Source organism: Oribacterium sp. FC2011 (assembly GCF_000701645.1).
Lineage (GTDB): Bacteria > Bacillota > Clostridia > Lachnospirales > Lachnospiraceae > Oribacterium.
In genome coordinates this window covers 111,398-133,006 of record NZ_JNJM01000006.1, presented here as the reverse complement: position 1 = coordinate 133,006, position 21,609 = coordinate 111,398, and the positions used below count along the sequence as shown (strand labels likewise).

Here is a 21,609-nt window from a genome sequence, read left to right as displayed (position 1 = left end):
CATGGGCTGACATTCTTTTAAGGAAAGGTCTATAGATGAATACAGATTTTATAAAGGGCGTAGTGGTGCCTATCATCACAGTAATCGATAAGGATGAAAAGATCGATGAGGCAGGAATGCGTAAGCAGGTTGATTATGTTATCAACGGTGGAATGCATGGAATTCTTGCTTTCGGTTCAAACGGTGAGTTCTATCAGCTCGAGGAAGACGAGATGGAGAGAGGCCTTAAGATCATGGTTGATCAGGCCGCAGGAAGAGTTCCTGTTTACTTCGGTATCGGCGCTATCAATACAAAGAAGTGCATCCGTCTTGCAAAGATGGCAGTAGCAAACGGCGCTGCATGTGTATCTATTCTTCAGCCAATGTTTCTGAAGCCGACACATGACGAGCTTTTCAATCACTTCAAGGCTATAGCTGAGGCTATTCCTGAGACTCCGGTTCTCCTTTACAATAACCCTGGCCGTGTTGGCTACGGTATGACTGCTGATTTCGTAACAGAGATCGCTCATGCAGTTCCCAACATCGTTGGTATGAAGGATACTTCAGGAGATATCACTCTTACAGAGGAATGCATTCGCAGAAACCGTGATGTAAACTTCAAGGTATTCGGCGGCAAGGACACACTTCTTTTTGCATCAATGTGCGTTGGTGCAGTTGGCGGTGTATGTACAGCAGGAAACTTCATGCCTGAGCTTATCGGTGCAGTTTATGAGAAGTATGTTGCAGGTGATTTCGAGGGTTCTCGTGAGGCTCAGTTCAAGCTTAATCCTGTAAGACTTGCTATGGATAAGGCTTCATTCCCTGTAGCTGCAAAGGATATGGCTAATATCCGCGGCGAGAATGTTGGAGATCCGTACCTGCCGTCACTTCCGACAACTAATGCGGCGACGCTTGATCTTTTCAAGAAGGTTATGAAGGAAGCTGGACTTATTTAAATAATACGAAAAATCAAGGGATGGGCGCCGGCCCACTCGATTGAAAAGACAGACGGTCAGTTCTGTTCGCCCACTACACACTGACGTGTGCTGTGGTCGGACAGAACTGACCGTCTGTCTTTTCAACTCGCAAGCCTTGGCACCCGTCCCTTGATTTTTCTCACGTTATGGTAAAATTTACTTGCAGATTCTGTAGTAAAAATCAATGGGTCGATTAGACATGTATCAGTATATCGGAAATTAACGGCAAAAAATATTCGTCTTTAGTGGAGGTTTGATATGAAGCACGAAGTGAAGTTAGCGAATGGGGTGACGGTTCCGGCGCTGGGGCAGGGAACCTGGTATCTGGGGGAGAGTAGACTGACGAGAAAGAGGGAGATTGAAGGCATCAGAAAGGGCGTTGAAGCAGGAATGACTCTGATCGATACTGCAGAGATGTACGGTAGCGGAGCAGCGGAAGACATGCTGGGTGAAGCTATCAGCACTCTTGACAGGAACGAGCTATATCTTGTTTCCAAGGTGCTTCCCAATAATGCGGGCGGAAGCCGGATGCGTCAGGCTCTGAAGGGCAGTCTTTCACGTATGGGAGTCGATTATCTTGACCTTTATCTTTATCACTGGAGAGGTTCATATCCTTTGTATGAGACTGTTTCAAGACTTGAAGAGTTAAAGGCTGAGGGCCTCATTAAGGCATGGGGCGTTTCCAATTTTGATATCGATGATATGGAGGAGCTTTGGAGGATTCCTGAGGGAAGAAACTGTCTTGTGAATCAGGTGCTTTATCACACAGGTTCCAGAGGCATTGAGTTTTCACTTCTTCCCTGGATGGTGGAGCATGACGTTGCGCTTATGTCATACTGTCCACTGGCTCAGGCTGGTTCTCTGAGACGTGGTCTTTTCCAGAATAAGACTCTTCAGGAGCTGGCAGCCAAGCATGGAGTTACTGTCCCTGAGATCATGCTTGCCTGGAATATAAGAAACGGACATACCATTGCAATTCCAAGAAGCTCTAAGCCTGAGCATACTTTATCCAATGCCAACGCTGATAGCATTGAATTAACTGCGGAAGAACTTGCTATGATCGATATGGCTTATCCGAAGCCAACACGTAAGGAATATCTGGATATGCAGTAAAAGTCATAAAGGGCCGGTATGCATCTGTGTTGAAAAAGATGCATGCCGGCACTTTGCTGCTTGTGTTAAAGTTAATTGCTTACATTAAAAAGAACAACATATAACCAGGTAATTCAGAAATGGTAATTCCAATTACACCCGTCTCGGTTCCATCGATATTAAAATATCTTTGTGTCATTATGGCGTCTTCGGAAATCCCTACCCATGCAACCTGCTTGCCATCAGATAACAATTCACCATTTGGATTGAAATAATGAGTCGCTAAAAGCTCTCCCCCTGAAGAATATAAAGATGCACAATTCCCGCTGATATCGAGCCATGCGGATATAGCTTTCTGGCTTCCGTCAGTAATACCCATGACAAATACACCTTGGTGCCTTCCCTGATAATCCCCCAAGTTAGTACTTGACGCCCGGTCTGAAGTGCTATATGCAAACGATCCGGTGCTGCTTCCGGTGTTAGCTGCTGATGCACCGTTATCAGAATAGATATCTCCTGTGCTCAGATTCTTGTGCATCACAGCACCGTTTTGTACCCAGGCGCCTGCGCTATTGATAGTATATCCGTCCGGTGTTGTGCCTCCGCCTGTCTGACAGATGCCAGCCGCATTAAAATAATAGCTCTCTGCGATTCCGTCACCGTCACTGTCTGCCCAGGCCCAGCCGTTTGTCTTGGCTGTGCCATCGTCTTGGATCCACATCCATCCTGTCTCATTGCTACCCTGCCAATTACCGGCAAATGCCGCTGTGCACATGCCGATACTCATTACTGCTGCGGCTGCGATCATAGTAAGTTTTTTCATGATTATTCCTCTTTTCTTTAATGTCAGAATCGAAAATCCCGATTCTGCCTTTTTTGAACCAAATCCCGTATGCTGCGAGGTATCAATTAATCATAAGTATACTCTTTATACGGTTTTCTTACAACGTTTGCCGTACACTTACTCAAAGATTTTTTCTGCCAGAAACTGATCATCTTTTATTGGAGATACAATATGAAACATGAAAGGGAATGCCTTATTACAAATCAAATCTGGATACTGTCTTTTATATTATGAATAGACAGTTTGGGCTGTCCGTGTAAGGGGGTCAGACCCACGTACAAAAACCTTACGGAATTTCATTAGTCATAATCATAATCGTAGTCATCATATTCAGATTCACTTTTATATGTCGCATCATATCCGCTGTACCAGCTTTTTTCCTCTATGTAATCATTGGTATAATAAACATCATACATATCACCGTCTGCTGTAGGAATATCGGCTGTTCCATGTATATCATAGCAGCTTCCTGACCAGGTATGATGAGACTCAATATTTGAGACCTGATCATCTGTGAGATTGATATAGCCTTTGTCAAGACCTTTGTAACCCTTTGTGTCATCATCAGCCCAGGTTATATCTACGTGATACCATTGTCCGTCCAGTTTAACAAGATTCCAAGCATGATTGGAATTTGATACTATGCGGGTTGAAAGACCTGCAGATTCGCATAGCTCCTGAAATGCCTCTGCATAGCCCTGACAGACGGCTTTGCCATTAACAAGAGCATTGTAAGAGCAGTAGGACAGTTTATGATTCTCGAACTTTCCTCTGTAAGCGGAATAATCATACTTACATTTCTTCTGAAGATATCTTGCGACAGCCATTTCTTTTTCGAAATCATTCATATCTGCCTTGATATTCTTTTTAAGAAAATTCTTCACAACCAGTTCTTCCTGGGCTTTCTGCTCATCTGTTACTGCAAACCTATATGAACCGGAAAAATTTGTATTCTCAGGCTGATACCATGTGTTCTTTTTCAACTGGTCGTTGTCAACGCCATCCAGATCTTCAGCAGAGTCACCGGTATATTCCTGTCTGACACCTCTGTCGTCTACATAATATCCATCAGGGGTAGTAGTGGAGGTTAACATTTTTCCGTCAGCACCCAGATAATACCAGTCACTGCCCGACTGAACCCATCCGCCAATGGCAGCGCTGCCACCGGCGTTCGGGTTAAGATAATACCATCCGTCATCTACATAGGTCCATCCGGTTTGCATGAGCCCGGTAGCGGGATCAAGATAGTACCACTTTTCATCGTCCTTAATCCAACCGGTTGCGTTTGTCAGAGTATCAGGGCTTATATAGTACCAACCGCCGTTAACATTCTGCCATCCTGTTCCTTCTGCGTGTGCAGGACAGGCAGAAATACCGGTTATGATACATAACGCAACAGATGCTGCAATTAATTTTATATTCTTTTTCATACCCTCTGTTTGAAATCTCCTTTATAAAATCTGACATTTATCTTTAATTGCTATGAATGCAAATGGAAATGTATCAAAGCAGTCATTGTGTCAAAGCTTTGCAATTAAGGATTGGGGCATATACCTATTTCATAAAACACAGCAAATGATCAATGTCTGAATCTAACAAGAGTCCTATCACTTCATATTCGGTTCCGCCTATTTCAACATATCTTTTTATCAAATAAACGTTTTTTAAGCCGGATTTCCATACGATCTGTTTACCTTTGGATGCTAAAGAGCCATCAGGATTGAAAGATACTGTTCTTACTACCTCTCCATCATAGTTGATCAGAGTTACACGATTCCCATCGATTTCGAGCCAGCCGTATAAATAGTCTATGCTTGAGTCATACAGACCATAGGAAAATTTTGCCTCGTACGTTCCCTGATAATCCTCCAGGTTCATGCTTTGCGTTAGGCCGGAATTGGCAGGAACAGGCGCTCCGGTGCTGCTTCCGGTTTTGGCTGCCGATGCACTGTTATCCGAATAGACCTCACCGGTGCCCAGATTCTTGTGCATCACCGCACCGTTTTGCACCCAGGCGCCTGTTTCATTGATCGTATATCCGTCAGGTGCCGTGCCTCCGCCTGTCAGGCAGATACCTGCCGCATCAAAATAATAACTCTCGGCAATTCCGTCACCGTCCCCGTCTGCCCATGTCCAGCCGTTTGTCATGGATGTGCCGTCGTCCCGGATCCACATCCATCCTGTCTCATTACTGCCCTGCCAGCTTCCGGCAAATGCTGATGCGCAAATGTTGATGCTCATAACTGCTGCGGCTATGATTAGTGTAAGCTTTTTCATTTTTTCTCCTTTTTCAATTGTCCGGACCAAAAATCTCGATTCATTTTTTATTATCGAAACCAAATTTCATATGCTCCGGAATAAACTATAATATTGATTGTATTCTTGATACGATTTTTTTCAACCTTTGTTGTGCAACTTCCGGCTGTAATGGGGTCAGACCCCAATGTGGAGGCAAGGCTTGTTGAGATAGCTGCGCTGAAAAAGCATATCATAAACTATTCCAAAACTAAGGACACTTATGCCGAATATCGCAAGAGCGGTTATAGCAAAAAGTTCTTTGAAGAGCACAGGGAAGCTATCACTCTTTGCAAAGCTGCAAAGGAAGCCTTTTCCAAAATCGAGGGTAAACTTCCTAAGATCAAAGAACTGAATCAGGAATACAGCGAAGTCCTTCAGGAAAAGAAAAAGACCTATGCCGACTACCGGCAGGCTAAGCAGGATATGAAAGATATACAGATGGCAAAATACAATGTAGATCTGTTCCTCAAATTTGAGGAGCAGAAATAGCAGGCTGAAAAGCAGAAGACAACTGAACAGACTCGATAAAAATTTGGGAGATTTCATTGTGATGATATAGTGGAGTCTCCCTCTTTTTTGCGTTATAGGCAAATGCACTCAGCGTCAGTTTATCTGATGCATAGCTCCGAGTGATAACGAGGTTCAGGGGGATTGGGAAATGACCACCAACAAGCAAAAACGTGACGAGGGTCCTCGGTGCCCTGCTTGCGAAAATGAAAAAACTTAGTTGCTATAGGTCATTTTGCTGCTAAATGGAATTGTCAGAAATTAACAAGAACGTGTGAATTTTTATTTAAAACGAAGTAGTAATAGGGTATACTTATTTCAACTGTTGTTATTGATTTCGTTAGGAAACAAGCGGATAGGAGCGATGCATGGCAGTTTCATACAAAAAAATGTTTAAGCTAATGATTGACCACGACATGAAGAGGAAGGATCTCAAGGAGAAGACCGGACTTAGCTATGGTACTATTGCCAAACTGGAAAAAGGCGAGAATGTGCAGATGGATGTATTGGAGAAAATCTGTAAAGAGTTCAATTGTCAGCTTAGCGATATAGCAGAAGTGAGTTTTGATGATTGAAGTCCGCTTTTTTGGACAGCATATTAGTTATAATTACAGATAAGGTTGAGTAGCATTATTAATGACCGAGGAGAGTTATACAATGGCAGATAGCATTAGTACAAATGAGCAAATGATAAAGAAAATAAATGATGTATTAGGCAGTAAGTGTAATGCTGTAATCAATATAGTGAATGATAAGCTTCAGGAATATATAGAAAAGAATAACCTACAGTTTTGAGAGAGTGCGACTATACAAAATACAGGGGTGATAATGATGATTAAAAAAATGAAATGGCTCAGGGAGCCGGAGGATTATAAAATCACAGAAAAATGCATTGAGGTAACAACGATGCCGCACACAGATTTGTGGCAGAGAACCTACTATCATTTTAGGAATGACAATGCTCCTGTATTGCAGATGGAAACAGATGATAAATTCTTCTCCTTTATGGTAAAGACAGACTTTACTAACAGCCATCATCGTTTTGATCAGTGTGGGATTGTCATGTATCTTGATTCAGAGAACTGGCTCAAGGCTTCTGTTGAGTATGAAAACGAAAAGTTCCAGCATCTTGGCTCTGTTGTTACAAATCATGGGTATTCTGATTGGGCAACTACGGCTATTTCAGCAGATGTAAAGCAGATGTGGTATAGACTTAGTAGGAGGCATGTCATGACATCCATAAGGGATGATGTATCCAAATACATAAAGGAAAAATACAAAGCATCTCCGGAATATCTTTGGAAAAAATATCCAAGCTTTGCGATATTCAGACATGAAGATAATCGTAAATGGTTTGCGCTTACAGCCACTATAAGCATGGATAAGTTAGGCATGGCATCATCTGAGGAAGCTGATGTCATAAATGTTAAAATTGATGATTTGATGCTGAGGGATATACTTTTGCAGCAACCGGGATTTTTTCCTGGATATCATATGAATAAGACCAGCTGGATCACAATTTTGATTGATGGCACAGTTAGTCTTGATGAAATCTGCAATATGGTTGATGCCAGTTTTTTAGATACTGCATCTAAGAAGAAAAAGGATAAGTTCCGTCAGCCTAAGGAATGGATAGTGCCTGCAAATCCAAAATACTATGACATTGAACATGCCTTTGATAATGTTGATGAAATAGACTGGAAGCAGGGCGCAGGGATTATAAAAGGCGATACAGTGTTTATGTATGTAGGCGCACCTGTATCTGCAATTCTCTATAAGTGTAAGGTTACAGAGGTCGATATTCCTTATGAGTATGAGGATAAGAATCTTAAGATTACGGCACTTATGAAGATAAAACTACAAAAGAGATATAAGCCTGATAAGTTTACTTTTGACAGACTGAAATCTGAGTATGGAATATATGCTGTGCGAGGACCGAGGGGAATCGCTAACAGCCTAAGCTCAGCTTTGAAATAAAGAAACACATTTCCTAAGGAGCATTTGGATATATGAAAGATAGCAAAAAAACAGGGAAAATTAATGAGATTAATGAAGACCCTTTTGAGGAATATATCAGATTAGGGGAACCGGATAAAGCTGATAAGGCTTATGCGTGGCAGACCGCTGTAGGTTTGCAGGATGTAGATAGACTACAACCATCTGAATATCTTTTGAATACTGCGAAAGAAAATATTGATGGTAACATCAGTATTGACGAGGTAAAAAAGAGGATTGACAGCTATTACAGTGAATCAGCTAATCATGTTCCAGAAGGCACAGAAGAGGCTGATAAGGTAGCAGTGCATATTGCAGAGATTTTATCTGACAGTTCCTTTGTATTTTCACCGGCACAGTATATTTCCATTCATCGTAGGCTTTTTACAGGAGTTTATTCACATGCAGGGAAGATCAGAGACTATAACATCCGTAAAGATGAATGGGTGTTGGATGGTGCATCTGTAATGTATGGAGGAGCACTGGAGCTTCGTGAGACTTTAGAGTATGACTTTAAAACTGAGCAGGAATTTTCCTATGTGGATCTGACTATGAGCGAGATCATAAAGCATTTAGCCCGCTTTGTTTCACGCCTTTGGCAGATTCATATCTTTTGCGAAGGAAATACGAGGACAACAGCCGTTTTTTTTATAAAATACCTAAGGTCAATGGGCTTTGATGTGACCAATGATGTATTTGCTAAGAATGCCTGGTATTTCAGAAATTCACTTGTAAGGGCAAATTACAGGGATGTAAAAAATGGCATATATGAGGATATGTCATTTTTGGAGACATTTCTTAGGAATCTCCTTATGGGGGAGCATAACGAGCTTAAAAACAGATATATGCATATCAGATGGGAAGAAACAACACATTCAGCATCAAAACGGCACATTGAACAGCACATTGGACAACACATTCCAGAACAAAACAGCATTTTGAATCTGTTGGATACCAAAGAAATCTCATCTAAGATGAAGAGCAATATTACAAAGTTGTATGAAGCTTTTAGGATGGAAAAGATATTTGGAAGAAGTGATGTGATAGAGGTACTTGGAATAACTGAAAGACCTGCTTCTACACTGCTTGGAAAGATGTATTCTCTGGGATTAACTGAGAAAATAACCGGGGCAGGAAAGGGGAAATATCGGTTCATTGTGTGATGTTAAAACTAATATAAAAGATAAGGGCGGTGCGAAAGACTAAATCGCTTTGATCAAAGCAGATGATCTACAGCACGAGATGGACCTACATCCACTCGTGCTTTTTGTATTTGTAAATTCAATTTCCCACAAATATAATCAATATTGTTTTTATCAATTTTGTAAATTCAGGATGCAAAACTGATGATGAAGGAGCAGGCTTCTGAAAGGAACTCAATCAATATTAAAGATCTCTGGCTGAACTGTTAATAATTCTTGCTGTAAAATGTATTCGGCTATATGATGTATGAGATATTTACCAGTAGGGGGATTCGTTATGAATCTGAAACAGCTTGAATATATTGTTGCCATTGCGGAGACTGGGAATCTGTCTCTTGCGGCGGAGAAGATGTATATCACCCAGTCGGCACTTTCCCAGCAGCTTGCGAAGCTGAAGCAGGAGGGGGTTCCGCCTCTTTTCCGGGAAGAGAAGAAAAAGATGGTGCTGACGGATGCGGGAAAGATTTATCTTAACGGGGCACGTGCGATACTTCGTGAGGAAGCATTGGCACAGAAGAAGCTTAACAGTCTGAATGATGAAGATAAGGTGGTTTTTGATTTTACTGTAGCCCCATATCTTCAATCGGTGGTTTATATAAATATACTTCCTAAGCTTAAAAAACAGTTTCCGAAGGTTTCTGTCAGAGTTCATACCAACAATACCATGAATACCCGTGAGGCTCTTGAGAACGGAAGCATTGACATGGCATTCATTCCGGATATATATCAGCAGAGGGATTTTTTTGACTACATTCACATCTTTAAGGATGAGCTTGTTATGATTTCCCCGGGCGGGAATGATCAGACAGCGGATATAAGTACTGATTCGAATATGGAATTTTCCGGGGCTGTTATTAAAACAGAAGCAGATGAACATTCAAGTGCTTCTGATAAGCTTCCGGTCATAATCCCTACAGAGGACTCATATTTAAGAGAAATTCTGGACAGGATATTTTCAGAGGAAAACAATATTCCGGAGATATACACAGAAACAAATGACTTTAACATTTCCCTGTCTCTGGTGAAAAACGGTGAGTGTAAGGCTGTCATTCCCAGATCTCTGGTAAATGAGGATGGACTTCGCATAGAGTCTTTCAGAGATCCCTGCTATTTTTATCTCACCGCCATACATAAAAAAACAACTGCCTCTCCGATCATTGATGCGGCAGTAAAAGAACTGAAACGTTATTTTATAGCCTGATTAAATCGAACCCGGTTTTTTAAAAGCAAGGCATATAGTTCAGGGCCGACGTACATCCATTTTGATACATTCAGCTGTTATGGATTTCAAAGATACAGCGATTTGTATTTGAAGGTATGCATGCCGGCCCTGAACTGTTTATGTACTGAACTTACATCTCAAACCCACCAAATTCATTTATTATGGCTCGTGACGTTTTGTTGAAGTAAACATTGGTGCCGGTAAGGATTTCAGACCTGACAGAATTTCTGATCATGAGATAAACAAAATAGCGTTCTGCTTCTGATAGCTGTTTTTCTTTAAGATAGAAAACTCCGTTAAATGTCTGGACAGGAGGCCAGGTGGAGAAGTAAACTCTGCCCTGTTTAGCCTTGCAGAAAGAGCGTGGCAGGAAGCCGACACCTACACCGGTCTTCAGCATTTCGTTCATCATGAGAGCATTGTTACTTCTTTGAACCACCGTAGGAGTAAAGTTGTTGCGCGCCATATATTCTTCTATATTCTTTGCATTGGTTGTGCTGGAACCCCACATAACAAACGGAGCATCTGAAAATTCTTTAATGTCTATGGTCGGAAAGTAGTTTCCTGAATCATCACTTTTTGAAGCCGCAGGATGAGAGAGGGGAACTGCCAGACACAATTGTTCGTAGCTTACGGATGCAAAAGTAAAGTCTTTTTCATCGGAGGGAGTGACAGTACCTATAACTACATCTACCTCGGATTTCTTAGCAGCTTCTTTGAGTTCAGACATATATCCTTCTTTGGTTTTGACCTGTATGATTGGAAACCGTTCGGAAAAGGCAGGATAAATATCACTGAAAAACTGTGCGCCTCTGTAGGGCGTAAGACCGATGGTTATGGTACTTGAAGGCGCCTGGGAAAGCTGCAAAATGGAAGCATAGGTTCGCTGTTTAATGTTTATGATGTTTCTACAGGATTCGAGGTATACTTCTCCGGCATCCGTAGGTATCAGTGATTTCTGACTTTTAATGAAAAGCCGGTGTCCCAAGGTGCTTTCCATATTTGCCAGAAATTTGGAAAGCGCAGGCTGTGAGATGCCAAGCTGCGATGCTGCCTTTGAAAGGGATTTACATTCTTCTATTGTTACTAGGTAGGTACACGCCTTTATATTCATGACTATTTCTCCCTGTTGTTATACATCAGGATAATGCTTTTTCATTAAACTAATACGAATAAGATAATTAAACCAACATATCTATTATATATAACTTTTACTAATAAATCGGATAACTATTTCAAGATTGATACAAAACTTAAAAATCCCTATAATCGAACCATATTAAGAAAGGTCGCAAGACAAATCAATAAGATTTATGTATTTCTGCATAAGTATATCCTGATTTTTGAAAATTATAAACCCGCAAAATTTAAATTTAATTAAGAGGGACGGGTCTGCTCAAAAATAACCTGTACTAATGAGAAATACAGTCTGTTAGGAGGATTTATGAGAAAGAAGTTTATGGCAACAGTAATCACAGCAGCAATGGCACTTAGCTTGCTCACAGGCTGCGGATCTTCATCAAACACAGCTGCAACAACTGCAGCAAAGGCAGCCGAAACAACCGCCGCAGCAAAGCAGGAAGCAGGTAGCGAAACAACTGCCGCAGCTGCCGATACAGGATCAGCAGGAGCAGTAGATGTAAGCTCAGTTTGGCCTGATGGAACCACAGTTTATGTAGATGTTCCTGCAAAGGCAGGCGGCGGAACCGACCTTTACACACGTTATCTTACCCAGGCACTTACAGAGGTTTGTCCTAATGTTAATTTCGTAGTTACAAACTACGACACAGAAGAAGTCGGAATGCAGCATGCCAAGAACGCTCAGGCAGACGGAACAACACTTCTTACCTGCCACGGCGGTGCTGTTATCAAGTTCCTGACAGGTGCATCAGGCGTTTCCGTAAAGGATGATATGAGAGCGGTAGGTCTTCTCAATCAGGGCGGTCCACAGGCTATCATCACAAATCCCGGAGCACCTTACACAAACTTCACAGAGCTTGCTGAGTATATCAAGGCTCATCCGGGCGAGCTTACTGTAGGATGCTCACTTGGCGGAACAACACAGATCCTTTTCACTTCATTTATGGATGCACTTGTGGGTGATGCTTCACTTGTAAACTACGTACAGTGCTCATCAGAGGCTGACAAGCTTACAAACGTAGCTTCAAATGCAATCAACATTGCAAACTGCTCAATTCCTAATGCTCAGGATTATGACGCTGACGGAAAGCTTACAGTTCTCGGAACTCTCGGACCAAAAGCATCTACTCTTGAGTCTATGGGCAAGCTTCTCGGTTCAGAGCTTGATCAGAAGTTTGCTTCAACTTTAGAGCAGGGCGTAGAAACCACATGGGATTCAAACTACTATGTACTTGCTCCTGCAGGTGTTTCAGATGAAGCTGCTGAGGCTATCAACCAGGCTATCGTAAAGGCAGAAGAGCAGACTTCCTATGTTGACGGCATGAACAAGATGGCAACCTTTGCAGAGCCTACAAACCTTGCTGATTCTCAGAAGGGTCTCGATGATGAGTGGTCAAATCTTGATGCTCTTGTAACATCAATGGGTCTCAAAAAATAATAATATTTTTTCATAGTTTTCAGTGCCCGGTATGTTGACTCTGCCGGGCACAACCTCTCTGAAAATCATCTCTAAATAAAACATTTAAAGGAGCAACCTTTTATGAAAAAACTTAACCGTACATATGTTATGGGGATTTTCATGGTGCTGTTTTCCGCATGGATCGCATTTGAGAGTGCCCACATCCCTGAATTGCTTGTTTCCAACGAGCCGGGTCCCAGACTCTTTCCGTTTATCTCTGCAATAGGCATAGCGGTATTCGCTATCCTTTCTATGGTGTTTGACGGAAAAAAGGATGAAAACAAAGAGTATCTGGATAAGGCAGGTTACACACGTCTTGCCATCATCATAGCTGAATGTCTTCTGTTCGCATTCCTTATGAACTTCATAGGTTTCTGGATCACTTCCATGGCAGGACTTTTCCTGTTCATATTCACACTAAAGGGTGAGAAGAAGTTCAATGTAATATTTTGCATCATTTTCTGCATGCTGCTGGGAAGCATTTGCTACTTTGGATTTACAAAGGGCTTCAATATCCCCCTTCCGAAGGGAACACTTTGGAGCAGCCTCGGAATCAAGATGATCTGATGCAAAAGATACAGTCTGATTACATTAGACAGAAAAACAACTCAAGTCCCGAAGAGAATTATAAAAGGGACTTAGTATTGAAATAAGGAGACATTAAAAATGGCAGATTATATGACAGCGCTTTTGACACTGCTCCAGCCCATGAACTTCATAATGATGTACTTATGTACACTGGTGGGGGCAGTTCTCGGTGCCATACCTGGACTTTCCGGAGGACTTGGTATCACACTTATACTTCCTTTGACATTTGCAATGAGCACTGAGCTCAGCTTCTCAATGCTTGTCGGTATGTATGTCGGTGGTGTTTCGGGTTCCTTTATCGCAGCGGTTCTCGTTGGAATTCCCGGTTCGGCTGCATCCATCGCAACCTGCTACGACGGTTATCCCATGACTAAAAAAGGAAAGGCTGCAAAGGCACTTTCCATCGGCATCACAGGTTCCTTCATAGGAACTTTCATTTCCATCATCGTTGCAACTCTCTGCTCCACCTACATTGCGGAGATAGCATTAAAACTGGGACCATGGGAGTATTTCAGCCTCTGCCTCATGGCCATCACCATGGTTGTAGGACTTTCAAACGGTTCGGTTTTCAAGGGTATGACAGCAGCTTTCCTTGGCCTCTGGCTTGCCTGCGTCGGGACTGATTCCGTTACAAACCAGATGAGATTTACATTCAATAACTATAACCTTTTCGGCGGTATCAATGTTGTCTGCCTCCTCATGGGAACCTTCGCTCTTCAGCAGGTGGCTACAAGTTATGCAAAGGGCAATCAGGAGATGCCAAAGGTTGACGAGGGCGCTCTCGGCGGAATCGGACTTACACTTAAGGACTTTACAGATAACATTAAGGTAATTGTGGTTTCATTGTTCATCGGGCTCTGGATAGGATTCCTTCCCGGCATGGGTTCAGGTATTTCGAACATCCTTGCATACGGTCAGGCTAAGAAAATGTCAAAGCATCCGGAGCTTTTCGGAACCGGTGTGGATGAGGGTGTATGGGCCACAGAGGTATCAAACAATGCCGGTGTCGGCGGTGCTATCATTCCTATGATATCTCTTGGTATCCCCGGAGATGCCACAACCGTACTACTTATGTCCGCCATGACCATCCATGGTCTTCAGCCGGGACCTATGTTCATAAGAACAAATCCTGTACTGGCTGATCTTATATTTGCAACTGTACTTGTTTCTGCAATCCTTATTTTTGTAACTGAGCTCCTTACAAAGAAGTATTTCCCATTGCTCCTTAAAGCACCATATCACTACCTTTACAGTGCGATCCTTATGATTGCATTTATGGGAGCATTTTCATCGACAACCTCCATGTTCTCAGTTTATCTGGTACTTTTCTTCGGACTGGTTGGTATAGTGATGGATTACTTTGGACTTCCCATGACTCCGCTTATGCTTGCATTTATCCTGGGCGGAAAGATTGAGAGCTACTTCAGAATGGGTGTTTCTTATGGTAAGGGAGATTACTCACTTTTCTTCATAAGACCTATATCACTTATCTTTATTCTTATAACTGTTTACAGCTTATTCGGACCTATGATCCGGAAAGCGTTAAAAAAAACAGCGCAGAGAAATTAGCGAAGGCAGCATAAATTCAGAAAAATAGTATTGAGAAAAAATCGATGAGACTTAGAAAGTACAGCCGGACATCGGTGACAATTTTGAAATGAAAGCAGGTATAGTATGAGAACAGTAATAGAACCCGGAAAGAAAAGAAAGAGTATCAATTTCCTGGATAGTATAGTTTATAGCGAAGTGAAAGACCTTAACGGAAATCCTATGAAACTGGAGATGTCTGTAATGCTGCAGAACGGAAACAGTGAGATGAGATTTGCGGCAGGTATCGTAGATGAAGAGGACAAGACCCCGAAGCCCTGCATAGTTTGGGTTCCCGGTGGCGGCTACAGAGGCTGCGACAAAAATCTCATGGTGGCTGAGATGGCATTTCTTGCAGACCGGGGATATGTGGTTGCATCCATTTACTACAGAAGCTCTGCAGAAGGACATATGCCGGATCAGATTATCGATGTCAAAACCGCAATAAGATTTTTAAGAGCTCATGCAGCAGAATATGAGATTGACCCGAACCGTATTGGAATCATCGGCCGCTCAGCAGGCGGACATCTGGCATCCCTTGCAGGAATGAATGTTGATGATTTCCACGGAAGTGAGTGGGCATCAGAGTCTGACGAAGTGCAGGCCTGCGTTGATATGTTCGGTCCGGTAGACATTCCCTGGCTCCTTAAATTCGAGGAAAGCCTTTATAAAGCTGATCCAGCAAACTATCGTTGGGAAAATGTTGCAGCCTCCCATGGCGGAGCCGTTATGGGTGGAGAGTATAATGAAGATATGATAGAGCGTTCAAAGAAGGTGAGCCCTCCATATCTCATCAGTGATAAGATGTGTCCTGTGATGATCATGCACGGAGACATTGACAAGCTGGTACCGGTGGATGTAAGTGAAGATTTTTATCAGAAGATAATTGATGCCGGTCAGGGTGACAAGGCAGATCTTTATATCCTTCATAACGCCGGTCACGGCACAAAGGATTTCTTCCAGGATTCCACAAAGGATCTCATCGCGGAGTTCTTTGACAGACATCTGAAAGGTGAATAAATCGTAACATAACTTCAGCGGACTTCCTCCGCAATAGCTCATGCCTCGGATGGACTATTGCGGAGGAAGTCCGCTGAAGTTATATTTCAGTAGGTTATATTCTGCAAATCAGAGTGTTCTGTGTTAAAATATTTTCAGTAACAGGTAGACTTTTCAGCTTCCGGATTTGCCATTACTGAAGAACGAGGATTTTAATCAATGAACATAAGGGATATTATATATATTACGTCTATTGCAGAAGCAGGCAGTATTGGAAAAGCAGCTGAGAAACTTTTTGTTGCGCAGCCATCCCTTAGCAAGTGTGTGAAAAAAGTAGAGAAGGAATATGATATTTCGTTGTTCAAGCGTGTTAAGGGAGTATCAGTCAAGTTGACAAAAGAAGGAGAATTTTTTTTGGAAATGGCGAGAGATATAGTAATATCTCATTCTAGGTTTGAAGAACAACTAAGAAGGCTTAAACAACAGAGAGATACGTTGGTTTTGGGATTGACATATCAGAGAACAGTATGCTTAGCGGGAACCATTTTAGAAAAATTCTACAGAGAAAATCCGCAACAGATATTACAAATTCAAACCAGAGACACTCAAAGTTTGAAATATGGATTGTTGGATCAATCTTTGGATGCAGTAATCCTTGCAACATTAGATAGAGAGGATTATATGCATTATGAGCCTCTGCAAGACATTTGTGTTGGAGTCAGACTACGTACAGGGAGTCCACTGGCTAAAAAAGCTTGTTTTGTGGATGGGATAAAATACCCTGTATTGCGTCTTGAAGATCTCAAGAATGAAACATTCACGGTTAATGCGCCTGGTAGTTCCAGCAGAAATATAGTTGAAAGTATGCTAAAGCAGAATGAGGTGTCTCTGGAAATAATGGATGTTACAAACAGTCAAAGCCGAGCTGCTATGGTTAAGTCCGGGATAGCCAGTACTTTTGTTCCTGTAGAAAAGAATGGTTGGAATAGTTCTGACAAGAAAGAGAATCTCTATTTGATACATCCGGAACAAAATATAAATTATCAGGTATACTTGGTATGTTTAAATGAATTTTACAATACAGCGTCATATATACGTCTCATTAATGTGGTAAAGGCCGTTTTTATGCAGTAGACTCCAGATGACATGAAAAGCTCGCTACAAAGTAGCGAGCTTTTTGGTACAAAAAATGTATACAATCAGGTGCATACTCATGCCAAATAGCTATGAGTTTCACGTTATGTGATATTGGACACATTGAGGTACGACTAATTAGAATAATCTCATCAAAGGTACCAAAAATAATATTTAAAGGCAGTCTTGACTTGTACAAAAACCTGCATGCGATTAAAAAAGAAAAAGGAGAACAAGTAATAATGACTATTCAAATGATACTATGTCTGGCGATTTTGATATTTATGATGTTGGGCTATGTGTTTGGAAAAAAATTCAAAATATCCAACGGCGCAGTTGCTATGATGGCAATTCTTATGATTGATATAACTGGTATATTGCCGTCAAAAACTATAGTGGCGGATATTCTCACGTCTAATTCGATTCAAATCATATGTATGTTTATTATAGCCGCAGGTTTTAGCAGAACTCAGGCTGTAAAGAAAGTAACTCAACTTGTATATAAAGTAAGTGGTGGTAGATTTACTGTCATGCTTGCGGGATATGCGATTTTGACATTTGCGCTTGTCAACCTTGGACTTCTTCCTACAACGGCATTTGCTATCGTTGGACCATTGGCAGTATGTTGTTGTGATGATTTTAATGTAAGTCCTTCTAAGATGATTTTTCCGCTTGCACTTGTAGATATCGCTGGATGCGGAGTAGTACCGCTCAGTGTTGCTGCAACTACCTATGCATCGCAAAATGCCTATCTTGAAAGTTACGGTTATACAGATTACGCAATGACTTTACTTGACCCCATGAAGGGGCGGCTTCCTATAGCACTGATGATAATGATCTATGCTATCTTTTTTGCACCTAAATTATGTCCGGATCAGCCTTCGGCGGAGATCAATATTGGTGCAGCTGATGCAAAGAAAAAGAATAAGGAAGAGCTTCCGCCACTTAATCCGGTAAGGGAAGCCTTGGGATATACTATTTTTGCGGTTGTTACACTTTGCCTCATTTTCCAAAGTCAGCTGGGCGATATAAAAGCCTGGGAAATAGCATTTGCAGGCGCTACGATAGTCATGTTTACCGGTGTTCTTACACCTAAAGAGGGTATCAAAGCAATTCCTATGCGTATCATCCTGATGTTGGCTGCAGCGGGTGTTGTTGGAGGCGCTATGGTGGAATGTGGCCTTGGCGAAGTTATAGGTGATGTCCTTGCCGCTTTAGTTGGAAACACAAGAAATGGTTATATAATTGGCGGAATGTTTTTCTTTATACCATTCATAATGACTCAATTTATGAACAATACCAGTGTAGGTCAGATTTTTACGCCTATCGTGATTCTTACATGTCAGTCATTGCATTGTAATCCTGTGGGACCTTTGCTTCTTCTTTTTTGCGCAAGACAGAGTGCATTCTGGACACCGGCTTCAACCGGAACTATAGCTCTTGCTGTAGGACTTGGAGGTTATGATCAGAAAGATCTCATTAAGATGAGTTGGATTCCAAGTCTTATCATCGGAATATTTGGTGTATTGTGGATCATGACTATATTTCCGGCTTACACAGCATGAATTTGAATACGGAAAATGAAGATAAGAATTAGGTCATTAAACGACTTATAGATAGAATTATTTGCCAAAAATGTAAAATACATATGTTTAAAGAGAAATGAAAGGGATTATAAATGAGTGAAGATTATAAAACAGAGATAATATCCTGTTCTTTAAAGATTAGATGGATATCTGTTCAATGCTACGAGATAGTGCTGCCTAATGGAAAAGTTATTGTAACAGATCCATTCTATCTGGATGCATCAAAATATGATGGGATAGCTGATCTTAGCAAAAGTCAAAAAATGGAAAGGGATATTTATTCACAGACTGGTTTTTCTGTTGACGATTTTACAGGTGCCGATTATATTATCTTGAATCATGTTCATGGAGATCATTGTAATCTTGTTGGTGAACTTTGGAATAAGTTTTACGGCAGAGTGCTGTGTCCGGCAGGATGCTGTGAAGAACTGGCGAGAACATTTGATATACCATATGGGACAATATATCCTTTGTATCCCGGTAATACTTATTATTTCGATGATTTTACATTAAAAACTTATCCGGGAGCCCACGATAACAGATCTTTCAGAGAAGGTAGGTTTCGCAGGCCGAGTGATCCGGGTAACCTTACAGGAGGACTTGAAGGATTTGGTGTTCCATGTCCGACTCGACTTGGAGCACTTGGGTCAATCTTTAACATGAATTTTATGATTGAAACCCATGAGAATTTCAAAATAGATTTTTCTGCAGGACGTGACTATGAGGAACATGTAAAGCATATGACTGAGGAAAAGCCAAATCTTATGCTTCGCCACAGAATCAGAAGCTATAGCCCTGAATATTGTGCTCAGCAGATCTTAGATATGGGGGCGCAGTTGATGATGCCGTTACATCACAATAATGCAAGAGCTTCCAGAGAAGATCTCAATGAATACTTTAGTAAGGTGAATGAAATTCTTTCAAGTAAAGGAAGCCCTTCCAGAGCCTTTAATCCTGAACCATATCGCTGGTATAGTGTAAATCTTTCAATATTAGCTAACGATTAGTATACCCCCTTCCCCCCTTAAGGGTATATTTAGCTGAATAAGGAGATTGAGAAAAACTTATAACGAAATCAGTATTTCTAATCTGACTAAGAGCATGGTACTCTGTACCGTGCTCATTTTTGTGCTAAAATACAAAAATGAATCAAGATGAAATAATTTGAAATCAATATTACATGCCAAGGGCTTAATAAAATTGAGATATAAGCAATCAGGTTGGAATCAGAATGAATTTACGTATTCATTTGGAGCTATACCTGTACATTTTGGAGGATTTATGGCAAATATCGCATTACTTGTACCTAATGATGAACTGTTCCGTCTGGCACATGACGCACTGCAGGAGATGAAAAAACGGCTCTTTATGATGAAGGTGATAGAAACCGAAAGCGCGGTTTCGGAAGCAAGACAGGCCATAAATCAGGGAACGGATATCATTATCGCCAGAGGCCTCCAGGCTACAATCATTAAACAGTACACGGATATCCCGGTTGTGGAGATCGTTATGACCCGGCAGGGACTCATCAACATGATCGAGAAAGCGAAGAGGGTACTTGGAAAAGAGAATCCCAATATCGCTTTAGTTATGTTCAAGAACATGACCTGTGATATGACGGGTATAGGTGAGCAATGTCATGTTCAGATGAAGGAATATCTGGTGCAGAACCCGGAACTTCTGAAAGCAGCCGCACTTCAGGCAGTGGAAGATAAAGCTGATCTCATCATAGGCGGAAAGACCGTTCTCACCATTGCTGATAATGCAGGCATCCCGGCACTTTTTATGGCCAACACCGAGGATGCCATGAAGAATGCCATCAAAGAAGCATTCCTTCTTGCAGACACCTTTGAAAACAGCGACATACCGGCCCATGCTGTCCTTGAAAAAGGAAAATCCTCCGGTAAACGCAAAGAGCAGTTTGTGAACTTCCCCTATAAGAGCGAAAAAATGCAGGCGGCCGTGGACCTGGCAGAAAAGCTGTCAAAAACCGACTGCCCGAAGCTTATTCTTGAGCCTATAGGAAATCTCCACAAGGCCTTTGTGAACGCCATGCACAACCATTCAAAGCATTCCCAGGAAAAGCTTGTAAGCTACGAGTGCATAAAAGGACAGTCCTCATACGATGATCTTTACGGACGCCAGGGCAGGGTGAATGATTCCCTCCGGGGCACTCTCGTCATAGACAATTTCCAATACATGGATGTTCGTTCCCAGAAGAAGCTTCTGGAGATACTTATGTTCAGAAATGTCATCCTGATAGCGAAAACCAGGAACATAAAAGCCTATCTGATACCGGAGCTTTACGCCAGACTTTCCGCCTTTTCCATAAGGATACCTTCCCTTATGGAAACCTCCGAAGATATTCCGTATCTTTCCAATATTTACATGCAGAACTGCACAGAACGCTACGGAATGTATCATGTGATGACAAAGGATGCCGAGAAAAAGCTTCAGAGCTTTTACTGGCCCGGCGGCAGGATACAGCTTGAAAGCTTTATCGAAAGACTGGTGATAACCTCGGATCACAGAAGCCTGAAGGTTACCGATGTATGTGAACTTTATGAGGAACTTTATGGCGGAGACATTGGCCCTGAGGCTAATGCTGAGTCCGGAAAAATCCCGGATACGGATTACGGCCCGAGAGCGGTTCCTGATTTCAATCGTGGCATCAATTCTGAGGAGGATAAGCCATTCCGGTTATCCTCTGAAAACATGATGGAATCAGAGAACCCTTCCATGAGTTTTGGAATAGATCAGAAGGAAGCTGCGTCCGGAAACCGTACAATTACAGTCGGGGATCTGGAGAAAAACAGACTGATTAAATCCCTTAGTGACAACATGGGTAATCGAGAAAAAACAGCCTCGGAACTCGGTATCAGCAAGACCACTCTTTGGAGGAAACTCAGGAAATACGGATTACTTTAAAAAATACTAATGATCTCAGAGAGTCATCGATTTGATATGCTCCTCCCGGCTGGGACACTTCGATCGATGGCT

At 41.8% G+C, this 21,609-nt stretch carries 20 protein-coding genes and 1 pseudogene; 17 read left to right on the top strand and 4 right to left on the bottom strand.

Going from position 1 to position 21,609, the window contains the following annotated elements; all coding sequences use genetic code 11:
• Nucleotides 1-35 precede the first annotated feature (35 nt).
• Nucleotides 36-935 (top strand): dihydrodipicolinate synthase family protein, encoded by a 900-nt coding sequence (locus T357_RS0106575; protein ID WP_031549961.1) that lies wholly within the window; start codon nucleotides 36-38, stop codon nucleotides 933-935.
• Nucleotides 936-1,214: 279 nt separating this feature from the next.
• Nucleotides 1,215-2,069 carry an aldo/keto reductase gene (locus T357_RS0106570; protein ID WP_031549959.1) on the top strand — a complete coding sequence of 285 codons (855 nt, stop codon included), beginning with the start codon at nucleotides 1,215-1,217 and terminating at the stop codon, nucleotides 2,067-2,069.
• 79 nt (nucleotides 2,070-2,148) lie between these two features.
• On the opposite strand, the gene T357_RS20115 is transcribed toward T357_RS0106570, so the two are convergent.
• From T357_RS20115 to T357_RS20110, 3 genes are all read right to left on the bottom strand, one after another.
• A complete protein-coding gene (locus T357_RS20115; protein ID WP_049962317.1) occupies nucleotides 2,149-2,871 on the bottom strand; it encodes a hypothetical protein in 723 nt (240 codons plus the stop codon).
• Between the two features lie 320 nt (nucleotides 2,872-3,191).
• Nucleotides 3,192-4,322 carry a transglutaminase domain-containing protein gene (locus tag T357_RS22000; protein ID WP_031549954.1) on the bottom strand — a complete coding sequence of 377 codons (1,131 nt, stop codon included), beginning with the start codon at nucleotides 4,320-4,322 and terminating at the stop codon, nucleotides 3,192-3,194.
• 124 nt (nucleotides 4,323-4,446) lie between these two features.
• Nucleotides 4,447-5,169, bottom strand: coding sequence for a hypothetical protein (locus T357_RS20110; RefSeq protein WP_049962316.1), 723 nt, complete (start codon nucleotides 5,167-5,169; stop codon nucleotides 4,447-4,449).
• Between the two features lie 105 nt (nucleotides 5,170-5,274).
• Here T357_RS20110 and T357_RS0106550 point away from each other — a divergent pair, with 105 nt between their 5' ends.
• The 7 genes and pseudogenes from T357_RS0106550 to T357_RS0106520 all read left to right on the top strand — a co-directional run bounded on the left by T357_RS0106550 (nucleotide 5,275) and on the right by T357_RS0106520 (nucleotide 10,095).
• On the top strand, nucleotides 5,275-5,679 hold the full coding sequence (locus T357_RS0106550; protein WP_155991286.1) for a hypothetical protein: 405 nt from the start codon (nucleotides 5,275-5,277) through the stop codon (nucleotides 5,677-5,679).
• 386 nt (nucleotides 5,680-6,065) lie between these two features.
• Complete coding sequence (locus T357_RS0106545) at nucleotides 6,066-6,272, top strand: helix-turn-helix domain-containing protein (RefSeq protein ID WP_031549948.1); 207 nt, start codon at nucleotides 6,066-6,068, stop codon at nucleotides 6,270-6,272.
• 82 nt (nucleotides 6,273-6,354) lie between these two features.
• Nucleotides 6,355-6,492 (top strand): hypothetical protein, encoded by a 138-nt coding sequence (locus tag T357_RS21125; RefSeq protein ID WP_155991283.1) that lies wholly within the window; start codon nucleotides 6,355-6,357, stop codon nucleotides 6,490-6,492.
• 33 nt (nucleotides 6,493-6,525) lie between these two features.
• Nucleotides 6,526-6,921 (top strand): annotated as a pseudogene (locus T357_RS22145) (DUF1349 domain-containing protein); the annotation flags it as partial.
• Nucleotides 6,898-7,674 carry an MmcQ/YjbR family DNA-binding protein gene (locus T357_RS0106530; RefSeq protein ID WP_334290920.1) on the top strand — a complete coding sequence of 259 codons (777 nt, stop codon included), beginning with the start codon at nucleotides 6,898-6,900 and terminating at the stop codon, nucleotides 7,672-7,674. The pseudogene T357_RS22145 and the gene T357_RS0106530, both read left to right, overlap by 24 nt.
• Nucleotides 7,675-7,706: 32 nt before the next feature.
• Complete coding sequence (locus tag T357_RS0106525) at nucleotides 7,707-8,855, top strand: Fic family protein (protein WP_081828077.1); 1,149 nt, start codon at nucleotides 7,707-7,709, stop codon at nucleotides 8,853-8,855.
• Nucleotides 8,856-9,171: 316 nt separating this feature from the next.
• Nucleotides 9,172-10,095 carry a LysR family transcriptional regulator gene (locus T357_RS0106520; RefSeq protein WP_031549944.1) on the top strand — a complete coding sequence of 308 codons (924 nt, stop codon included), beginning with the start codon at nucleotides 9,172-9,174 and terminating at the stop codon, nucleotides 10,093-10,095.
• 151 nt (nucleotides 10,096-10,246) lie between these two features.
• Here T357_RS0106520 and T357_RS0106515 read toward each other — a convergent pair whose 3' ends face one another.
• Nucleotides 10,247-11,230, bottom strand: a complete 984-nt coding sequence (locus T357_RS0106515) for a LysR family transcriptional regulator (protein WP_049962315.1) — start codon at nucleotides 11,228-11,230, stop codon at nucleotides 10,247-10,249.
• 330 nt (nucleotides 11,231-11,560) lie between these two features.
• Between T357_RS0106515 and T357_RS0106510 the strand changes: the two genes are divergently transcribed.
• The 8 genes from T357_RS0106510 to T357_RS0106475 all read left to right on the top strand — a co-directional run bounded on the left by T357_RS0106510 (nucleotide 11,561) and on the right by T357_RS0106475 (nucleotide 21,537).
• Nucleotides 11,561-12,694 (top strand): Bug family tripartite tricarboxylate transporter substrate binding protein, encoded by a 1,134-nt coding sequence (locus T357_RS0106510; RefSeq protein WP_031549940.1) that lies wholly within the window; start codon nucleotides 11,561-11,563, stop codon nucleotides 12,692-12,694.
• Between the two features lie 102 nt (nucleotides 12,695-12,796).
• A complete protein-coding gene (locus T357_RS0106505; protein ID WP_031549938.1) occupies nucleotides 12,797-13,282 on the top strand; it encodes a tripartite tricarboxylate transporter TctB family protein in 486 nt (161 codons plus the stop codon).
• Between the two features lie 99 nt (nucleotides 13,283-13,381).
• Nucleotides 13,382-14,872: a tripartite tricarboxylate transporter permease gene (locus T357_RS0106500; RefSeq protein ID WP_031549936.1), complete on the top strand. Its 1,491-nt coding sequence runs from the start codon at nucleotides 13,382-13,384 to the stop codon at nucleotides 14,870-14,872.
• Between the two features lie 105 nt (nucleotides 14,873-14,977).
• Entirely contained in the window at nucleotides 14,978-15,910 is a 933-nt protein-coding gene (locus T357_RS0106495; protein ID WP_031549934.1) for an alpha/beta hydrolase, read from the top strand.
• Nucleotides 15,911-16,108: 198 nt separating this feature from the next.
• Complete coding sequence (locus T357_RS0106490; RefSeq protein ID WP_031549932.1) at nucleotides 16,109-17,023, top strand: LysR family transcriptional regulator; 915 nt, start codon at nucleotides 16,109-16,111, stop codon at nucleotides 17,021-17,023.
• A gap of 242 nt (nucleotides 17,024-17,265) precedes the next feature.
• The gene (locus T357_RS0106485; RefSeq protein WP_049962314.1) at nucleotides 17,266-18,588 is read left to right on the top strand and encodes an SLC13 family permease; all 1,323 of its coding nucleotides are present in this window, start codon (nucleotides 17,266-17,268) and stop codon (nucleotides 18,586-18,588) included.
• A 113-nt stretch (nucleotides 18,589-18,701) separates the two neighbouring features.
• Nucleotides 18,702-19,616 carry an MBL fold metallo-hydrolase gene (locus tag T357_RS0106480; RefSeq protein ID WP_031549928.1) on the top strand — a complete coding sequence of 305 codons (915 nt, stop codon included), beginning with the start codon at nucleotides 18,702-18,704 and terminating at the stop codon, nucleotides 19,614-19,616.
• Between the two features lie 274 nt (nucleotides 19,617-19,890).
• A complete protein-coding gene (locus tag T357_RS0106475; protein WP_031549926.1) occupies nucleotides 19,891-21,537 on the top strand; it encodes a PrpR N-terminal domain-containing protein in 1,647 nt (548 codons plus the stop codon).
• Nucleotides 21,538-21,609: the final 72 nt, after the last annotated feature.

What these genes read in the sequence shown, in the direction of transcription:
- T357_RS0106575 (WP_031549961.1), top strand. Translation starts at nt 36, where the DNA reads ATGAATACAGATTTTATAAAGGGCGTAGTGGTGCCTATCATCACAGTA.
- T357_RS0106570 (WP_031549959.1), top strand. Translation starts at nt 1,215, where the DNA reads ATGAAGCACGAAGTGAAGTTAGCGAATGGGGTGACGGTTCCGGCGCTG.
- T357_RS20115 (WP_049962317.1), bottom strand. Translation starts at nt 2,871, where the DNA reads ATGAAAAAACTTACTATGATCGCAGCCGCAGCAGTAATGAGTATCGGC.
- T357_RS22000 (WP_031549954.1), bottom strand. Translation starts at nt 4,322, where the DNA reads ATGAAAAAGAATATAAAATTAATTGCAGCATCTGTTGCGTTATGTATC.
- T357_RS20110 (WP_049962316.1), bottom strand. Translation starts at nt 5,169, where the DNA reads ATGAAAAAGCTTACACTAATCATAGCCGCAGCAGTTATGAGCATCAAC.
- T357_RS0106545 (WP_031549948.1), top strand. Translation starts at nt 6,066, where the DNA reads ATGGCAGTTTCATACAAAAAAATGTTTAAGCTAATGATTGACCACGAC.
- T357_RS21125 (WP_155991283.1), top strand. Translation starts at nt 6,355, where the DNA reads ATGGCAGATAGCATTAGTACAAATGAGCAAATGATAAAGAAAATAAAT.
- T357_RS0106530 (WP_334290920.1), top strand. Translation starts at nt 6,898, where the DNA reads ATGTGGTATAGACTTAGTAGGAGGCATGTCATGACATCCATAAGGGAT.
- T357_RS0106525 (WP_081828077.1), top strand. Translation starts at nt 7,707, where the DNA reads ATGAAAGATAGCAAAAAAACAGGGAAAATTAATGAGATTAATGAAGAC.
- T357_RS0106520 (WP_031549944.1), top strand. Translation starts at nt 9,172, where the DNA reads ATGAATCTGAAACAGCTTGAATATATTGTTGCCATTGCGGAGACTGGG.
- T357_RS0106515 (WP_049962315.1), bottom strand. Translation starts at nt 11,230, where the DNA reads ATGAATATAAAGGCGTGTACCTACCTAGTAACAATAGAAGAATGTAAA.
- T357_RS0106510 (WP_031549940.1), top strand. Translation starts at nt 11,561, where the DNA reads ATGAGAAAGAAGTTTATGGCAACAGTAATCACAGCAGCAATGGCACTT.
- T357_RS0106505 (WP_031549938.1), top strand. Translation starts at nt 12,797, where the DNA reads ATGAAAAAACTTAACCGTACATATGTTATGGGGATTTTCATGGTGCTG.
- T357_RS0106500 (WP_031549936.1), top strand. Translation starts at nt 13,382, where the DNA reads ATGGCAGATTATATGACAGCGCTTTTGACACTGCTCCAGCCCATGAAC.
- T357_RS0106495 (WP_031549934.1), top strand. Translation starts at nt 14,978, where the DNA reads ATGAGAACAGTAATAGAACCCGGAAAGAAAAGAAAGAGTATCAATTTC.
- T357_RS0106490 (WP_031549932.1), top strand. Translation starts at nt 16,109, where the DNA reads ATGAACATAAGGGATATTATATATATTACGTCTATTGCAGAAGCAGGC.
- T357_RS0106485 (WP_049962314.1), top strand. Translation starts at nt 17,266, where the DNA reads ATGACTATTCAAATGATACTATGTCTGGCGATTTTGATATTTATGATG.
- T357_RS0106480 (WP_031549928.1), top strand. Translation starts at nt 18,702, where the DNA reads ATGAGTGAAGATTATAAAACAGAGATAATATCCTGTTCTTTAAAGATT.
- T357_RS0106475 (WP_031549926.1), top strand. Translation starts at nt 19,891, where the DNA reads ATGGCAAATATCGCATTACTTGTACCTAATGATGAACTGTTCCGTCTG.